A 16,135-nucleotide genomic window follows, 5' to 3' on the forward strand; every position below is an offset into this window, starting at 1 on the left:
TTGTCTGATCCGCAAGCAGCCCTCCGGGCCAGCTGGAAAGCTGTGGTCAGTGATTTACTGGCTCAGTCCGAACAACCAAGTTCGGACGTACCCAATTTCTCCCATAGCCAGCGCCTCAATCTTCAACTTGTAGAACCCATCATGATCGGTGATGGCTATGCGCTGATCGCCGCTCCGCACGAGAACGCCAAGAATGTCATCGAGGCCGAGTTGGGGGAGTACATCACCCGCACCTTGTCGCAGCATATGGGGCGCCCTTGTTCTTTGGCCGTGACCATTGCGGCGCCGCCGCAGCCGGCTCACGAAGAAGCGCCAGAAGCGCCCGCACCCCAGCGCCCCATCCAAACAGAGGCCCCCGAGCACGGCATGGGGCACCAGGCACAGGCTTTCCAGCAGCCCATGCCGCCCACGCCACCTACTCAGCCAGAGACGCCAAGCCACCATCAACCGCGCTCCTGGGACACTGCGCATTCTCCGGCCAGCTTGGATGAGTTGGCGCAGCACTACAGCGATCAGCAAAGCAGCGTTCCGAGCGGCTACCCCGAGGCAACCGGGCCGCGCATCCCGCGCGAGGAACCGGCGCACAACCCAAACCGCGAAAAGTCCCTCAACCCGAAGCACACTTTTGAAAACTTCGTCATCGGGTCCTCCAACCGTTTTGCCAACGGCGCCGCCGTGGCCGTGGCCGAAAACCCCGCCCGCGCCTATAACCCTCTCTTCATTTGGGGCGGCTCCGGCTTGGGCAAAACCCACCTTCTGCACGCGGCCGGTAATTACGCCCAGGTCCTGCATCCGGGCCTGCGCGTGAAGTACGTTTCCTCGGAGGAATTTACCAACGACTACATCAATTCCCTGCGTGATGACCGCCAGGAATCCTTCAAGCGCCGCTACCGCAACCTGGACATCCTCATGGTCGATGACATCCAGTTTCTAGAGGGCAAGGAGTCCACGCAGGAGGAGTTCTTCCACACCTTCAATGCGCTGCACCAGGCCAATAAACAGATCATTTTGTCCTCCGATCGCCCTCCGAAACAGCTGACCACGCTGGAGGATCGCCTGCGCACACGCTTCGAGGGAGGACTGATTACGGATATTCAGCCGCCAGACCTGGAAACGCGCATCGCCATCCTCATGAAGAAGGCCTCCGCGGACGGCACCGACGTCGATCGCTCGGTCCTCGAGCTCATCGCCTCTCGCTTCGAATCCTCGATCCGCGAGCTGGAGGGCGCGCTCATCCGTGTTTCTGCGTATTCTTCCCTGGTCAATGAACCGATCAGTTTGGAGATGGCGGAGATTGCCCTGCATGATCTAGCCCCGGACTCTGCGGATCGCCAGATCACCGCGGCGGCCATCATCGAGGTCACAGCGGATTACTTCGACATCGACGTGGATACCCTGCGCGGTTCTGGTAAGAAGCGCGCCGTCGCCCACGCCCGCCAGCTGGCCATGTATCTGTGCCGCGAGCTCACAGAGCTTTCCCTGCCGAAGATTGGTGATCAATTCGGCGGCAAGGACCACACCACCGTCATCTATGCGGACCGCAAGATCCGTAAGGAGATGACTGAGAACCGCAACACGTACGACGAGATCCAGGCCCTAACCCAACGCGTGAAGAACCACAACCAGCGCTAGCACCACGCAGCGCTTGGCGACGCCCCTGCCCACCTCCCGCAATTTCCTCCCCGCGGGCGTGGGTAGGGGCGTCTTTGCTATCCACCCAAAAGTTATCCACACCGTTATTCACAGCTGTGTAATTTCATTGTTGTAATTTGTAGATCCTCATCACGTTTTCTTCTTCCACAGCAGATCAGAAGGGTCATCGCCCTTGTGATTAACTCTGTGATCAGCGCAGACAGATCTGGGGATGAATTGTGGATAACTTTGACCCCGACCCAGTTACTCACATTTCTTGTCATTTGATCACAGTGATCCCACACCCTGACTCACAGATCGTTTCACCGTGAAGAGCTTGGCTTTTAGCGGGTTGTCCACAGATCCCACAGCGCTTATTACTACTCCTATTTTGTTTTCTCCCTAACCAAGAAGAAAAAGGATGTGTGTGATTCGTCGGCGCCCTGCACGGTCGCGCGCTTGAATCGCAAAGCACGGAAGGTGAATGACAAAATCCTGTGCTTCGGCACCGATCCTGTAAGTTGGAGTGAGCTTGCAAGAATCTTCCATCCGCAACTAGAGGAGCGTCTCACCATCATGGAGCAGTCCGTGTCATTTCGCGTTGCCAAAGATGATCTCGCTAACGCCGTAGCGTGGGTCGCGCGCAGCCTTCCTTCGAAGGTCACCCAACCAGTACTGCGCGCCATGCTGATCACCGCGGATGACAATGGTTTGGAATTCACCGGCTTCGACTACGAGGTTTCCACCCGCGTGCGCATCGCCGGCATGGTGGATGAGCCGGGACGCATCGCAGTGGCCGGTAAGTTGCTCTCTGACATCGTTGCTTCCTTGCCCAACAAGGAAATCGAGATGACGCAGGAGGATAACAAGGTTCTGTTGACCTGTGGTTCTTCGCGCTTCGAGCTGCCGCTCATCCCGCTGGATGATTACCCCCAACTCCCTGTCCTGCCGGAGGTCACCGGCACCATTAACCCGCAGCTCTTCGTCGAAGCCATCAGCCAGGTCGTTGCCGCGGCCGGCAAGGATGACACGCTGCCGATGCTCACCGGCGTGCACATTGACATCAATGGTTCTCACGTGGAAATGACGGCAACGGACCGCTTCCGCCTGGCCATGCGCACCTTCGAGTGGGAGCCGGTATCTCCTGACGTCCAGGCCAAGCTCCTCGTCCCGGCCAAGACGTTGCAGGAGACCGGCCGTTCCTTGGACACGCACCTCAACATCCCGGTTGAAATCGCCGTGGGCACTGGTGAGAACATCGCTGCGGAAGGCCTGTTCGGCCTGCATGCGGATAACCGCGAGACCACCACCCGCATGCTGGACGCGGATTTCCCCAACGTTGCACCCTTGCTGCCCAAGACCCACAGCGCTATGGCCAGCATTGAGGTTGCTCCGCTCCAGGAAGCCATTCGCCGCGTCTCGTTGTTGACGGATCGCAATGCGCAGATCCGCATGGAATTCCGCGAGGGCGAGGTGACCTTGGCAGCCGGTGCTGATTCCGGCCGCGCCAGCGAGTCCTTGCCTTGTGCTTTCAACGGCCGTGAGGACTTCGTCATCGCCTTCAACCCGTCCTACCTCAAGGATGGATTGGCCGTGGTCCACACGGACCGCGTGGTCTTTGGCTTTACCGAGCCTTCGCGGCCTGCGATCATGATTCCGGAGCCGGAGGAGCTACCAGCGGCCAACGAGGACGGCTCGTTCCCGACTCCGGAGACTCATTTCACCTACCTGCTGATGCCAGTGCGCTTGCCAGGCTAGGCCGTATGTACATTCGCGATCTCGATGTCAGGGACTTCCGCTCCTGGCCCGAGCTCACCCTCAGGCTGAAACCGGGGATCACCCTGTTTGTCGGCCGCAACGGTTTCGGCAAGACCAATATCGTCGAGGCCATCGGGTATACCGCGCATCTTTCTTCGCACCGTGTGGCCCACGATGCCCCCCTCGTGCGCCACGGCGCGCACAATGCCCGCATCTCCGCCACCGCGGTGAACCAGGGCAGAGAGCTCACCGCGCACTTGCTCATCAAACCCCACGCGGCCAACCAGGCGCAGATCAACCGCACGCGCCTGAAGTCCCCGCGCGAGTTACTTGGCGTGGTGAAAACCGTGTTGTTTTCCCCGGAGGATTTGTCCCTCGTGCGCGGCGAACCTGCAGCACGCCGCCAGTATTTGGATGACATCATTGCCTCCCGCACGCCACGCCTGGCGGGAGTGAAAGCTGATTATGACAAGGTCCTGAAGCAGCGCAATGCCTTGTTGAAGTCGGCGTCGCCAAGCTTGCGCCGGGGCTACAGCGACAGTGACGGTGCCTCGGCGCTGGCCACTCTCGACGTGTGGGATACGCAGCTGTCTTCCCTCGGCGCGCAGGTGATTCAGGCACGCCTAGCGCTTGTCGACGAACTCCGCGAGCACATTCCCGCCGCTTATGCCGGGCTCGCCCCGGAGTCGCGACCGGCCGCCATTGACTACAAATCCACCGTGGACATCTCAGACCGCGAGGTTATCGAGGCCATGATGCTCACCGAGCTTGCCACGAAGCGTCAACGAGAGATCGAACGCGGCATCTCGCTCGTTGGCCCGCACCGCGACGATCTGGTGCTCAACCTTGGCACGAGCCCCGCCAAGGGCTTTGCCAGCCACGGCGAGACCTGGTCCTATGCCATCTCCTTGCGGCTGGCGGAGTTCAACCTGCTGCGCCAAGACGGCACTGATCCGATTCTCATCCTTGATGATGTCTTCGCCGAGCTCGATGCGAAAAGGCGCGAAAAGCTCGTTCACCTCGCCGCGGGTGCGGAGCAGGTGCTCATTACTGCGGCGGTGGATGAGGATTTGCCTGGAAATTTGCAGCCCATTGAACGCTTTACGGTCACAGTGCGCGACACCGACGAGGGCCGAATCTCCGAGATCACTCCGTATACGGCGGGCGGTGACGAGGATGACTGAGCAGGACTTCGATCCGGTCAAGGCGCTCTTCGAGCGCACGCGAAGTAATTCCAAGAATCCGCCGAAGCTAAACAAGCCGGCTCCCAAGATGAACCTGACGCCGACTCCTTCGGAGCAACAGCCAACGCCGTATCGGCGTGGCCGGCCGAGCGGACCCGATGGCCGCCGCCGGCGCCGCAGCCTCGAGATCCCTAGCCTCGGCGCACAGATTCAACGAGAGATTGGCAAACGCGGCTGGGAACACGAATTGGCTCATGGTTGGGTCATGGGTAATTGGGAAAACCTCGTCGGCGAGCGCATCGCCGCGCACACGCAACCGCTCACCATCAAAGAGCAGGTTGTCTACGTGGCGTGTGATTCTTCCAGCTGGGCCACCGAGTTGCGCTACCTGCAGCGCCCCATTTTGCAGAAGATTGCAGATCGCCTCGGCCCGGACGTGGTGGTTAAGCTGCACATTCAGGGCCCCAAGCAGCACCGCAACTATGAGGGCCGCCAATGGGTCAAGCCGCAAGGTTCGCAAGATACGTACGGCTGATTTTGGGCGACCGCGAAATTCACGCAAATTTGGGGCTCTCACGGGCGTGCAGTGCCCTTGCGTGGGGGGACACAGTGTAGAATGGCTAGAGTCTTAGATTTAGCTCTAGCCAAAAGGAGAACACGAATCCGTGGCTGAACAACACGCATATGATGCGGGGTCAATCACAATTCTGGAGGGCCTCGAAGCCGTCCGTAAGCGCCCCGGCATGTACATCGGTTCCACCGGTGCCCGTGGCCTGCACCACCTGATCTGGGAGATCGTTGACAACTCCGTCGATGAGGCGATGGCGGGCTTTGCCGACAAGGTCATCGTCACCCTCCGCGAAGACGGCGGCATCGAAGTTATCGATAACGGCCGTGGTATCCCGGTGGAGATGCACGCCTCTGGCGTTCCCACCGTCCAGGTGGTCATGACCCAGCTGCATGCCGGCGGTAAGTTCGACTCCGAATCCTATGCCGTTTCCGGCGGCCTCCACGGCGTGGGTATCTCTGTGGTCAATGCTTTGTCCACCCGCGTCGAGGCAGATATCAAGCGCGACGGCAAGCACTGGTACCAGAACTTCAACAATGCCATCCCGGATGAACTCGTGGAAGGCGATAATGCTCGCGGTACCGGAACCACCATCCGCTTCTGGCCGGACCCGGAGATCTTTGAGACCGTCGAGTTTAATTACGACACGATCGCTCGCCGCCTGCAGGAGATGGCCTTCCTGAACAAGGGCCTGACCATCGTGCTGCGCGATGAGCGCGCCATCTCTAAGGAGCAGGCCGAACTGGAGGAGATCGCCGAGGCTGGCGATGCCCCAGTGAGCTTGAGCAGCCTGGATGAGAAGGGGGAGTCCACTGAGGCTGCCGACGGTGACGAAGACCAGGCCTCCAAGAAAAAGAAGAAGGAAGTCACCTACCACTACCCAAACGGTCTGCAGGACTATGTTGAGCACCTCAACAAGAACAAGACCGCCATCCACCCCACCATCGTTGCCTTCGACGTTAAGGGTGAGGATCATGAGGTGGAAATCGCGCTGCAGTGGAACCAGGGCTACAAGCAGTCCGTCCACACCTTCGCCAACACCATTAACACTCACGAAGGCGGCACGCACGAGGAAGGCTTCCGCGCGGCGCTGACCTCCCTGATGAACCGCTATGCCAAGGAGCACAAGCTCCTCAAGGAAAAGGATGGCAACCTTTCCGGCGAAGACTGCCGCGAAGGCCTTGCCGCCGTCATTTCCGTCAAGGTTGGGGATCCGCAGTTCGAAGGCCAGACCAAGACGAAGCTGGGTAACTCGGAGATTCGAGGATTTGTCCAGCGCTCTGTTAACGAGCACCTCAACGATTGGTTTGATGCCAACCCGGCTGAGGCCAAGGTCATCATCAACAAAGCCGTGTCCTCTGCGCACGCCCGTGTGGCGGCGCGAAAGGCGCGCGAATTGGTACGCCGCAAGTCCGCCGGTGACCTCGGTGGCCTTCCGGGTAAGTTGGCGGATTGCCGTTCCAAGGACTCGAAGCTTTCTGAGCTCTACATCGTGGAGGGTGACTCCGCAGGTGGTTCTGCCAAGGGCGGCCGCGATTCCATGTTCCAGGCCATCCTGCCGCTGCGCGGCAAGATCCTCAACGTGGAAAAGGCCCGCATGGACAAGGTGCTCAAGAACGCTGAGGTTCAGGCCATCATCACGGCCCTGGGCACCGGCATCCACGAAGAATTCGACATTTCCAAGCTGCGCTATGACAAGATCGTGCTCATGGCCGATGCTGACGTGGACGGCCAACACATCGCTACGCTGCTGCTGACCCTGCTCTTCCGTTTCATGCCGCAGCTGGTTGAGGATGGCCACGTCTTCCTGGCTAACCCGCCGCTGTACAAGCTGAAGTGGGGCAAGGGCCAGCCGGGCTACGCCTTCTCCGACGCCGAGCGTGACAAGCTGCTTGCTGAGGGCCTGGAGCAGGGACGCAAGATCAACAAGGATGACGGCATCCAGCGCTACAAGGGTCTGGGTGAGATGAACGCCTCCGAGTTGTGGGAGACCACCCTGGATCCGACCACCCGCGTGCTTCGCCGTGTGGATTTGGAGGACGCCCAGCGCGCCGACGAGCTCTTCTCCATCCTCATGGGTGATGACGTGTCTGCTCGCCGCTCCTTCATTACCCGCCGCGCGAAGGACGTACGCTTCCTCGACGTCTAAACGCTAGGTCAAAACCCGCAAAGACCAGCACCTCATATGAGGTGCTGGTCTTATTTCGTCGTTAAGCAGGCGCTTAAACAGTAGCCATATGGCGCTGCAGAACGCGGCCGATGGTCGCGACGTTGGGCTCCAGAATCGAGGAGGCCTTGCCGCGCAGTGACTTGTAGGTGCGGGCGATGCCAGGCGCGTTCACATTCTCCGCGGCCTTGTCAGCGGTTGCCATGATGGCTTCGGTAATCTCAGCGCTGCGCCCGTCCAGGTAGGTACCGAAGTCAGACTGCTCAGAGCCTTCGAATTCCTTCCAGTAGGAATCCAGGCTATTGAGCAACTCCGGAAGCATGTGGTTGATTCCCTTGGACAAGACCTTAGAATCTGCCTTCTTGGCGGCGCCTAAAGCGCCTTTGAAGGCCATTCCGGAAATGCCGGAGAGCGAAGAGACGGTGTCATCGGCGGCCGTGGCCAAGTCCGCCACTACGGCGTTGCGGGTAGGGGATTGGAGAAGCTGGGTGAGGTTTGTCATACAGGCGAGCTTACTGTGCCGGTGCGGTGGAGCCTGCCTTGAGCGCGGCGAGCTGGTCAGCAATCTCCGGGAAGCCGTTGGTGCGGGCCAGGCGCTCGAGGTCGAAGTCGAGGCCACCTTCGTAGAGGCGGCTGTTCTCAGAAGAACCGGAGGAGCCGGCCATCCCGATCTGGGCGGCAAACTCGTCTACCTGGGCGCGCAGTGCCGGGACGTTATCCACTACCAGCTTGAGCAGTGCCGCTGCGGCGGCGATGCTACCGCCGATGATGAGCGTCATGTCGATCGGCGTGGAGCCGGTGAGGGAAGAGCCGCCTTCGCCCTGCTCGAAGTCGGGGTTGAGGTTTTTCTGCCAGTCATTGTCAGCGGTCTTAGCACCCGCAGCCGGCGTCGCGGCAGTGGCGAGGGTGGTGGCCACGACACCAGCGGTGAGGAGCTTCTTCAATGACTTCGAGGGCATAGGGGGATTCCTTTCTACAAGGGAATAGAGACTTCTATATCATGTTTAACTTACATAACTTCTGCAACAGAAAGATAGACCTCGGCGCAAAATCGCGCGAATTCTTCATTCTTTCCGCTGAGCGCGGGGACAGAACGCAAGACTGTCTCCAGTGATTCCGCCGCCGCATCGCGGTTGCCATGAACGGCAATTCCCTCAATGGTGGCCGTGCTCGCGGCGGCCGCGGCGGCTAGTGCGGCGAAATTACTAATCCGTACCCGATGGGCTCGACAAAACTCACGGGCGATGAGGAGCAGTTGTTCCACGTTCACTGGCGTGCGCCTCGGGCCTGGCGGATCTCCGCTTCTAATTCTGAACGCCCAGGCAGCAGCCGGCGCGCGGTGTCCTGTACGGCGGCATCGGTGAGGGTTCGCGCAGCCGCCGCAACAACGGCGCGGACCACCGCCTCGTGCTTGGAGGTTCCTTGCGCGGAAGCCAACAAGGTCAGCGCATGGTCTTGGTCCGGGGTCAGGCGCAGCGTCATAGCCATAGAGGACATGGTATCACCGTGATACTACAGCTGTGCCACAAACGGCCTTAGACGGCCCTAGAAGGTAGGATAGGGCGTTATGAGCGACAATAACGGTGATCTTTTCGATCGCATCCAACCAATTGACATCAATGAGGAGATGGAGTCGAGCTACATCGACTACGCCATGTCCGTCATTGTCGGCCGCGCCCTGCCAGAGGTGCGTGACGGTCTTAAGCCTGTCCACCGCCGCATCCTCTACGCCATGTATGACTCCGGCTACCGACCGGATCGCGGCTACGTAAAGTCCGCCCGCCCGGTCTCGGACACGATGGGCCAGTTCCACCCGCACGGTGACTTCGCTATCTACGACACCCTCGTGCGCCTAGCCCAGCCGTGGAACATGCGCTACCCGCTGGTCGACGGCCAGGGTAACTTCGGCTCCCGCGGTAATGACGGCCCGGCAGCTATGCGTTATACCGAGTGCCGTATGACGCCGCTGGCCATGGAGATGGTGCGTGATATCCGCGAAAACACCGTCGACTTTGCGCCGAACTACGATGGCAAGACGCAGGAGCCGACTATCCTGCCCTCCCGCGTTCCGAACCTGCTGATGAACGGCTCCGGCGGTATCGCCGTCGGTATGGCCACCAATATCCCGCCGCACAACCTCAACGAGTTGGCGGAGGCTATTTATTGGCTGCTGGATAACCCGAATGCTTCTGAGGAAGAAGCCTTGGCTGCGTGCATGGAGCGCGTCAAGGGTCCAGATTTCCCGACTGCGGGCCTCATTGTGGGCGACCAAGGCATCAAGGATGCCTACACCATCGGCCGCGGCTCCATCCGTATGCGTGGTGTGACCTCCATTGAGGAGGTGGGCAACCGTCAGACCATCGTGATCACTGAGCTGCCCTACCAGGTCAACCCGGATAACATGATCTCCAACATCGCGGAGTCCGTGGTCAACGGCAAGATCGCCGGAATCGCCAAGATCGAGGACGAGTCCTCTGACCGCGTGGGTATGCGCATCGTGGTCACCCTCAAGCGTGACGCCGTGGCTCGCGTGGTGCTCAATAACCTGTACAAGCACTCTCAGCTGCAGACCTCCTTCGGCGCGAACATGCTCTCCATCGTCGATGGCGTGCCGCGCACCCTGCGCCTCGATCAGATGCTGGGCTACTACGTTGCTCACCAGATCGAGGTCATCGTCCGCCGTACCCAGTTCCGCCTGGATGAGGCGGAGAAGCGCGCCCACATCCTGCGCGGCTTGGTTAAGGCGCTCGACATGCTCGATGAGGTCATTGCGCTGATCCGCCGTTCCCCGACGGTGGAGGAGGCACGTGACGGCCTGATGCAGCTTCTCGGCGTCGACGAGATCCAGGCCGATGCCATCCTGGCCATGCGTTTGCGCCGCCTGGCTGCCCTGGAACGTCAAAAGATCATTGATGAGTTGGCGGAGATCGAGGAGATCATCGCGGACCTCAAGGACATCCTGGCCCGCGAGGAGCGCCAGCGTCAGATCGTCCACGATGAGCTGGAGGAGATCGTCGAAAAGTACGGCGATGAGCGCCGTACCCAGATCGTCGCCGCTTCCGGTGACGTGTCCGATGAAGACCTCATTGCCCGCGAGAATGTCGTTGTCACCATCACCGCTACCGGTTACGCCAAGCGCACCAAGGTGGATGCCTACAAGGCACAGAAGCGCGGTGGTAAGGGCGTGCGCGGCGCGGAGCTCAAGCAGGACGATATTGTCAAGAACTTCTTCGTCTGCTCCACGCACGACTGGATCCTGTTCTTCACCAACTTCGGCCGCGTCTACCGCCTCAAGGCCTACGAGCTTCCGGAGGCAGGCCGCACCGCCCGCGGCCAGCACGTGGCCAACCTGCTGGAGTTCCAGCCGGAGGAGAAGATCGCCCAGGTCATCCAGATTCAGTCCTATGAGGACGCTCCTTACCTCGTCCTTGCTACCCAGCAGGGCCGCGTGAAGAAGTCCCGCCTCACCGACTACGAATCCGCACGCTCCGCTGGGCTCATCGCCATCAACCTCAACGAGGGCGATGCGCTGATCGGTGCCCAGCTGGTCAACGAGGGCGATGACATCCTGCTCACCTCTGAGCAGGGCCAGGCCATCCGCTTTACTGCCGACGACGACCAGCTCCGCCCAATGGGCCGCGCTACCGCCGGCGTGAAGGGCATGCGCTTCCGAGGCGACGACCAGCTGTTGTCCATGTCTGTGGTCAACGACGGTCAGTTCCTCCTGGTTGCCACCTCCGGCGGCTACGGCAAGCGCACGGCCATCGAAGAGTACACCCCGCAGGGCCGCGGCGGCCTCGGCGTGATGACCTTCAAGTACACCCCGAAGCGCGGCAAGCTCATTGCGGCTATCGCTGTGGACGAGGACGACGAGATCTTCGCCATCACCTCCGCCGGCGGCGTGGTGCGCACTGAGGTCAACCAGATTCGCCCGAGCTCCCGCGCCACCATGGGCGTGCGTTTGGTTAACCTGGCTGACGACGTCGAACTGCTGGCCATCGACCGCAACGTGGAGGACGACGGCGAGGAGAATGCCCAGGCAGTGGCCAAGGGTGAGAAGTCCGTGGAGGACGTCAAGCCTGAGCACCTCAAGCTTGGGGAAGACTCCAAGCAGGACGAAGCTGAAAGCAAGGATGCCGATAAGGACGAGGAGTAACCCATGATTGGACGAGAGCTTCACCTAGCCCGGATTTCGCCCATGTCGGCGTTCCGCGTTGGCTTGGCCATGTCCCTCGTCGGCCTCGTCGCCTGGATCATCGCCGTGTGCCTGTTGTATCTCGGCCTTGACCAGGCGGGCATCTGGGATTCCTTCAATAGCCTCGTCGGCGGTGTTGGCGGCGGCTTTGAGGTCTCCTTCGGGTTGGTCGTCTCCGCGGCCGCACTGTTTGGTGCCATCATCGCTGTGCTGATGACCATCCTGGCGCCGCTTCTGGCGGTGATCTACAACGCCATCGTGGACGTCTTCGGTGGATTCAAGATTCGCCTCCAAGACGAACCGCATAACTAGCGAATATCACCGAGAAAAACTACATATGACCAGGCGATTTGTAATAGATCGCCGGTCCTATGTAGAGTAACTACTCGTTCCGGTCAAGGGCCTATAGCTCAGTCGGTTAGAGCGCATCGCTGATAACGATGAGGTCGCTGGTTCGATTCCAGCTAGGCCCACCACGGAACAATGGGGCATTAGCTCAATTGGTAGAGCATCTGCTTTGCAAGCAGAAGGTCAGGAGTTCGATTCTCCTATGCTCCACAGCATAAGTGGAAGGCGCCCGGCGGAAACGCTGGGCGCTTTTCGCGTTCGGCCAAACTGGTCACACAGGGGGGCTTAAGGGACAGATTGCACGCGTGGGGATTGAGGGTGTGAATCCCACTGTCGTGGGTTTGATGAGGTAGTCGATGTTGCGGAAGCTTTGGCATCGGCGTGCGTTGTGCTCCGTACGTTGTTTCAAAAACGGGTTTCATCAAACGGAACAAAACCTGGGACACTTCATATCCCACCCCAGGCCTAATGACTTGGGTGCAGCGGCAACGCTCATCCGATTTAGGCAGAGTCGTTGCAGGATCCAGTGGGTCACCTGGTCCGTGGTCTTTGAATTGTCGGGCGCGCAGGCAAGGCCAGCACGGAAGATCTTCTGCAAGCAACGCTTGTTGGTGCACCGGTAGCGTGGAAGGCGCACATGAAGTTGTTGGGTGGCCGACGATGGGCAGATCGACCAGGCTGCGGATGACGTGGTCGCGGAATACTCCAGGCTGCCCGCAGGTAGGGCATTCATTGATCGGCTCGACGGGTTCGGCTTCAATAACAGTGACGTCACCGTTTTCTGTGGCACCGGTGATAGTAGTTCCTAGTTTTGCGGTGCGGCAGATGGTATCGACGATGACATTTCCGTTAGGCTGCACAGTAGGTCCTTAGTTTTGTACGGATGGATTAGATACCTTTTTCCTACAAAGCCAAGGACCCCAATATCTTGTGCCACGCCCGAACCCCCGGCGAACTAATCAATGCACTCTAAAACCGGAAGAGCCCTTTTAGTACTACTGGTGGATTTCGGTTTTGGTGGGGATTAACGCCGCCGGCTTCGGTTTTTCCGTTGAGGAGGTCGTTGACTACTTCCCGATGGTGAAATGGGTCGATGGTGAGGTAGAGAGGAACCAGTCACCTGGAAGAGATCGATCCAGTCGTTGGTGTGCAATCTGGGAGGTAGGGTCGCGGGGTCGATTCCTCGCGAGCGCAACCATGATTGTGTTTCTGAACGTGATGAAAACAACCCTGCCCTTCGGAGAATTTCCCCTATCCCGCGTCCCCGGGCAGTGAAAACGGTGTGCACCATCGCCTGAAAGGCTTTGCGCTGCTCTATCGGAATCTTCGGGTCACCCACCCGGCGGATCACTAAGATCCCCCCGTCAACGTTTGGCTGTGGCCGGAAAGCAGTCCTTGGTACCCGAGAACCCAGGTGAAATGTGAACCATGGGGACCACTGAGCCGTCATCATCGTGCTTGCGCCTACCCCGGCCCGGCGGCGAGCGACTTCCCACTGCATGAGGAGTACAGCGTCAGTCCATGCTGGCGCATGCAGCAACTTTCGAAGAATGGCAGTGGTGAGGTGAAAGGGAATGTTTCCCACAATGACGCAGGGAGTGGCGGGTAACCGGAAGTTAAGGAAATCATCATGGACCACTTCGACCGCCGCCGAGGAGGTTTCTTGTGTGATTTTGGCAGCTAGTTTTGCGTCCACTTCAACTGCCGTTATCGCCCTCCCCAAGTGGGCCATCGGGTGAGTGAGGGCACCGCTTCCTGGTCCGATCTCAATGATGGGGCCGGAGGTTTGTTTCACAAGGTCGATGATGGAGTTGATGATCTTGTGGTTGGTGAGAAAATTTTGGCCATGCTCGTGACGGCCGTGTCCGTATGCAGACATCAGGTGTGCTCCTTGGATTTGAAAGGGAGCCGGGCATGACAAATAGCCGCCCGGCTAAAGGACCGGAGCGGTTTTTAACCTACGGGGTAGGAAACCGCCTTAGCGGTTGGTGCGCAACCGCAAGAAAGCGGTACCTGAAATCAACATGGGTCTAATTATATCCATTTCGTGTGGATTTGCGGCGTGTCGCACTAAGGGACATTTCGTGTGGATTTAGGAGCGTCCGGCCCAGCCTTTTCTTATGCCTAAGCTGGGGTTCCACTCGTTGTCGATATGGGTGTCGAATGTGGCAGGTCGCCCGTCTGGGTGGCCGCGTCGTGTGAGCTCTTCTTTCGTCTAGGCCGCGTATGCCGCTTCTCCCCATTGCGTCCAAACTCTTGATGCCTGGCTAGGTCCAGTGGATGTACAGGGGCTTCGGTGCGGACGTCACCATAGGAATTGACCTAACCGCTCCAGCCGCGGCTTACCTACCACAGACCTAGGACTATCCGGTGTTGATTTCACCGATCAGGCTGTTGGAACCAATTTAGAATCAAGATCACTGCATTATCCCAGGCTGCCCCGGGAATCCGTATCGATTTATCCACACGAAATGTCCCTTAAGCCCACAGGGGCGGGTTAAAGGACCAAACTAAAGGCACCATATGGAGACCTCCGACCCGAAAACACCAGGTAGATGGATACGGAAATCTGCATAAGGTGCCTTTAGTTTGGTCCCAGAACAGGCTGCTGTGCGCTAGCGGGTGAGGTATTGCTTTCCCGCCTGCGGATTGGGGATGAGGCGGTCGAGGCTGACTGGCTCCAGGCCCTTCGCGCGCAGTCCGTCGATGACGCAGTCTGCGGCGCCTACGGTTGTGGCGTGAATGTCGTGCATGAGGACGATGGAGCCGGGCTGCGCGCCGTTGACTGCGGCCTCGCAGACGTGCTCAGAATTGCGGTCCTTCCAATCCACGGTGTCGACGGACCACAGGGCTTGCGCCTGGCCATTAGCCTTCGCAGCGGCCTCCACAGTGCCGTTGGTGGCACCGTACGGGGGACGCATCCACCGAGGGTTCTCACCCGTTGCTGCCTTGATTGCGGCGGCCCCGGCCTTGATCTCGCCGTCCACGTCGCTGGGGGAGAGCTTGTTGAGCTCGCGGTGGGATGCGGTGTGGTTTCCCACGGTGTGGCCCTCAGCCTTCATGCGGCGCAGCAGCTCCGGGTGCGCGGTGGCACTGGGAGCTAAGACCATGAAGCTGGCGTGGGCGTCCTTGGCCTTCAGGGTGTCGAGGAGCTGAGCGGTCAACTCGCCGGGGCCATCGTCATAGGTGATAGCCACGCAGTTGGAGCAGGTGGAATCAGCAACCGACTGCGACTGCCGTTTGCCGGTCGGCGCGGGCTTCTGAGCGGGCCGCGAGGAGCCGGCAAACACGGGATTGTTCTGCAGCTCCTTGGGAAGAGCGTCGTAGGCGTCCTGTTCCAGCTGTTTAAGGTCCTTCTGGACGTCGGGGAGTTGTGGCAACGTCGGCTGCTGAATCACCGGATGAGGAAGCTCCGCAGCGGTAGCCGTGCTGGGCAGGGCCGTGGCTGCTGCAAGGGCGATGAGGGAGCGGACAAGAACACTTTTTCGGCGCATGACAACCTTCCACAGACTTTTTCAGACCCCTCATTGTCTGCCCGGTGAAGGTGCATTATCCCTAGTGACACGCAACTAGAGTGAAAAAAGTTAACTCCTGAGGTTTTATTAGGCCCGTCCTGGGGGTGATTTCGTTGCTTTCACCGAGAGGAGTACGCTCTACAGGTATTGGGGCATTAGCTCAGTTGGTAGAGCGTTGCGTTCGCAATGCAAAGGTCAGGGGTTCGATTCCCCTATGCTCCACAGGGCGCTCACACAGTGAGCGCCTTTTAACTTTTCCGTGCTTTTCGCTTAACTTAGTCGGCATCCTTGAAGCGCTTGACCAGGACGATGTGCCCGTCTCTCTCGCTCACCGGCTCAAAGCCAAGGTGCAGGTAAAGGCGGTGGGCGCGGTCGTTGTCTTTAGCCACCGACAGCGAGATGCCTGGGGCGCCCATCTCGCGGGCGAGTTCGGTGGCGGCGTCGATAAGCATGGTGCCTACTCCTTGGCTGCGGAAGCGAGGTTCCACAGCTAGAGCAAGCTCTGGGATGCCTTCAATAACGTGGCCGAAACCATGGCGCTCAGCTGTGCCCCAATTTAGCCACACGCCACCGGCAGGGACGTGGCCCTCCCAGGCGATGAAACCTCCGCGGGAAGGCTCCCAACCGCCGAGGTAGTAGTCAAAGCCTTCCTCGAAACCCGCAGGAAGCTCCTTGTGCTCATCGCCGAAGGTATCGGCGAGGAAATTGATGCGGGCGAGGTAGGTGCGGTCAGCTTCAGTAAGGGAAAGAAGATGCATAGCTTCCATG

The 16,135-nt window shown here is 59.5% G+C and carries 15 protein-coding genes, 3 tRNA genes and 2 pseudogenes; 10 read left to right on the forward strand and 10 right to left on the reverse strand.

Annotation, left to right across the window (positions count from 1 at the left end):
* The 5 genes from dnaA (at position 1) to gyrB (ending at position 7,291) form a co-directional block, all read left to right on the forward strand.
* Positions 1-1,632, forward strand: a complete 1,632-nt coding sequence (gene dnaA / locus R3O64_RS00005; RefSeq protein WP_250224463.1) for a chromosomal replication initiator protein DnaA — start codon at positions 1-3, stop codon at positions 1,630-1,632.
* 576 nt (positions 1,633-2,208) lie between these two features.
* A complete protein-coding gene (gene dnaN, locus R3O64_RS00010) occupies positions 2,209-3,390 on the forward strand; it encodes a DNA polymerase III subunit beta (RefSeq protein ID WP_070533586.1) in 1,182 nt (393 codons plus the stop codon).
* Between the two features lie 5 nt (positions 3,391-3,395).
* Complete coding sequence (gene recF / locus R3O64_RS00015) at positions 3,396-4,574, forward strand: DNA replication/repair protein RecF (protein WP_070533584.1); 1,179 nt, start codon at positions 3,396-3,398, stop codon at positions 4,572-4,574.
* Positions 4,567-5,109: a DciA family protein gene (locus tag R3O64_RS00020; protein WP_070521951.1), complete on the forward strand. Its 543-nt coding sequence runs from the start codon at positions 4,567-4,569 to the stop codon at positions 5,107-5,109. The genes recF and R3O64_RS00020 overlap by 8 nt, the downstream gene beginning before the upstream one ends.
* A 130-nt stretch (positions 5,110-5,239) precedes the next feature.
* Positions 5,240-7,291, forward strand: coding sequence for a DNA topoisomerase (ATP-hydrolyzing) subunit B (gene gyrB / locus R3O64_RS00025; protein ID WP_070521954.1), 2,052 nt, complete (start codon positions 5,240-5,242; stop codon positions 7,289-7,291).
* A 73-nt stretch (positions 7,292-7,364) separates the two neighbouring features.
* Here gyrB and R3O64_RS00030 read toward each other — a convergent pair whose 3' ends face one another.
* From R3O64_RS00030 to R3O64_RS00045, 4 genes are read right to left on the reverse strand one after another with little or no spacing between them, the layout of a single operon-like run.
* On the reverse strand, positions 7,365-7,811 hold the full coding sequence (locus R3O64_RS00030; RefSeq protein WP_339017072.1) for a DUF6918 family protein: 447 nt from the start codon (positions 7,809-7,811) through the stop codon (positions 7,365-7,367).
* A 10-nt stretch (positions 7,812-7,821) separates the two neighbouring features.
* Positions 7,822-8,268: a hypothetical protein gene (locus tag R3O64_RS00035; RefSeq protein WP_339017073.1), complete on the reverse strand. Its 447-nt coding sequence runs from the start codon at positions 8,266-8,268 to the stop codon at positions 7,822-7,824.
* A gap of 50 nt (positions 8,269-8,318) precedes the next feature.
* The gene (locus R3O64_RS00040) at positions 8,319-8,579 is read right to left on the reverse strand and encodes a cell filamentation protein Fic (RefSeq protein WP_070563712.1); all 261 of its coding nucleotides are present in this window, start codon (positions 8,577-8,579) and stop codon (positions 8,319-8,321) included.
* Positions 8,576-8,797, reverse strand: a complete 222-nt coding sequence (locus R3O64_RS00045) for a CopG family transcriptional regulator (protein ID WP_070533755.1) — start codon at positions 8,795-8,797, stop codon at positions 8,576-8,578. Before R3O64_RS00045 ends, R3O64_RS00040 begins: the two co-directional genes overlap by 4 nt.
* A gap of 79 nt (positions 8,798-8,876) precedes the next feature.
* Here R3O64_RS00045 and gyrA point away from each other — a divergent pair, with 79 nt between their 5' ends.
* The 4 genes from gyrA to R3O64_RS00065 all read left to right on the forward strand — a co-directional run bounded on the left by gyrA (position 8,877) and on the right by R3O64_RS00065 (position 12,062).
* The gene (gyrA, locus tag R3O64_RS00050; protein ID WP_339017074.1) at positions 8,877-11,465 is read left to right on the forward strand and encodes a DNA gyrase subunit A; all 2,589 of its coding nucleotides are present in this window, start codon (positions 8,877-8,879) and stop codon (positions 11,463-11,465) included.
* A gap of 3 nt (positions 11,466-11,468) precedes the next feature.
* On the forward strand, positions 11,469-11,816 hold the full coding sequence (locus tag R3O64_RS00055; protein ID WP_070521969.1) for a DUF3566 domain-containing protein: 348 nt from the start codon (positions 11,469-11,471) through the stop codon (positions 11,814-11,816).
* Between the two features lie 87 nt (positions 11,817-11,903).
* Positions 11,904-11,980: transfer RNA gene (locus tag R3O64_RS00060), tRNA-Ile, on the forward strand.
* Positions 11,981-11,989: 9 nt separating this feature from the next.
* A tRNA-Ala gene (locus R3O64_RS00065) sits at positions 11,990-12,062 on the forward strand.
* 232 nt (positions 12,063-12,294) lie between these two features.
* Here R3O64_RS00065 and R3O64_RS00070 read toward each other — a convergent pair.
* From R3O64_RS00070 to R3O64_RS00085, 5 genes and pseudogenes are all read right to left on the reverse strand, one after another.
* Positions 12,295-12,712: pseudogene (locus R3O64_RS00070) on the reverse strand (transposase family protein); the annotation flags it as partial.
* Positions 12,713-12,876: 164 nt separating this feature from the next.
* Positions 12,877-13,731, reverse strand: coding sequence for a 23S ribosomal RNA methyltransferase Erm (erm, locus tag R3O64_RS00075; RefSeq protein WP_005390949.1), 855 nt, complete (start codon positions 13,729-13,731; stop codon positions 12,877-12,879).
* 99 nt (positions 13,732-13,830) lie between these two features.
* Complete coding sequence (locus tag R3O64_RS12850; RefSeq protein WP_071569110.1) at positions 13,831-13,896, reverse strand: erythromycin resistance leader peptide; 66 nt, start codon at positions 13,894-13,896, stop codon at positions 13,831-13,833.
* 48 nt (positions 13,897-13,944) lie between these two features.
* Positions 13,945-14,150, reverse strand: a pseudogene (locus R3O64_RS00080) (IS256 family transposase); the annotation flags it as partial.
* A 317-nt stretch (positions 14,151-14,467) separates the two neighbouring features.
* Entirely contained in the window at positions 14,468-15,346 is an 879-nt protein-coding gene (locus R3O64_RS00085; RefSeq protein ID WP_070533578.1) for a polysaccharide deacetylase family protein, read from the reverse strand.
* A gap of 170 nt (positions 15,347-15,516) precedes the next feature.
* Here R3O64_RS00085 and R3O64_RS00090 point away from each other — a divergent pair.
* Positions 15,517-15,589: transfer RNA gene (locus R3O64_RS00090), tRNA-Ala, on the forward strand.
* 53 nt (positions 15,590-15,642) lie between these two features.
* Here the strand turns inward: R3O64_RS00090 and R3O64_RS00095 are convergent.
* On the reverse strand, positions 15,643-16,134 hold the full coding sequence (locus tag R3O64_RS00095) for a GNAT family N-acetyltransferase (RefSeq protein WP_339017075.1): 492 nt from the start codon (positions 16,132-16,134) through the stop codon (positions 15,643-15,645).
* Between the last annotated feature and the right edge of the window lies 1 nt (position 16,135).

The sequence above is a fragment of the Corynebacterium hesseae genome, assembly GCF_037850265.1.
Classification (GTDB): Bacteria; Actinomycetota; Actinomycetes; order Mycobacteriales; family Mycobacteriaceae; genus Corynebacterium; species Corynebacterium hesseae.

Bases quoted from the DNA above. Each gene is read 5' to 3' on its own strand.
- dnaN (WP_070533586.1), top strand. From the start codon at position 2,209: ATGGAGCAGTCCGTGTCATTTCGCGTTGCCAAAGATGATCTCGCTAAC.
- recF (WP_070533584.1), top strand. From the start codon at position 3,396: ATGTACATTCGCGATCTCGATGTCAGGGACTTCCGCTCCTGGCCCGAG.
- R3O64_RS00020 (WP_070521951.1), top strand. From the start codon at position 4,567: ATGACTGAGCAGGACTTCGATCCGGTCAAGGCGCTCTTCGAGCGCACG.
- R3O64_RS00030 (WP_339017072.1), bottom strand. From the start codon at position 7,811: ATGACAAACCTCACCCAGCTTCTCCAATCCCCTACCCGCAACGCCGTA.
- R3O64_RS00035 (WP_339017073.1), bottom strand. From the start codon at position 8,268: ATGCCCTCGAAGTCATTGAAGAAGCTCCTCACCGCTGGTGTCGTGGCC.
- R3O64_RS00045 (WP_070533755.1), bottom strand. From the start codon at position 8,797: ATGGCTATGACGCTGCGCCTGACCCCGGACCAAGACCATGCGCTGACC.
- gyrA (WP_339017074.1), top strand. From the start codon at position 8,877: ATGAGCGACAATAACGGTGATCTTTTCGATCGCATCCAACCAATTGAC.
- R3O64_RS00055 (WP_070521969.1), top strand. From the start codon at position 11,469: ATGATTGGACGAGAGCTTCACCTAGCCCGGATTTCGCCCATGTCGGCG.
- erm (WP_005390949.1), bottom strand. From the start codon at position 13,731: ATGTCTGCATACGGACACGGCCGTCACGAGCATGGCCAAAATTTTCTC.
- R3O64_RS00085 (WP_070533578.1), bottom strand. From the start codon at position 15,346: ATGCGCCGAAAAAGTGTTCTTGTCCGCTCCCTCATCGCCCTTGCAGCA.
- R3O64_RS00095 (WP_339017075.1), bottom strand. From the start codon at position 16,134: ATGGAAGCTATGCATCTTCTTTCCCTTACTGAAGCTGACCGCACCTAC.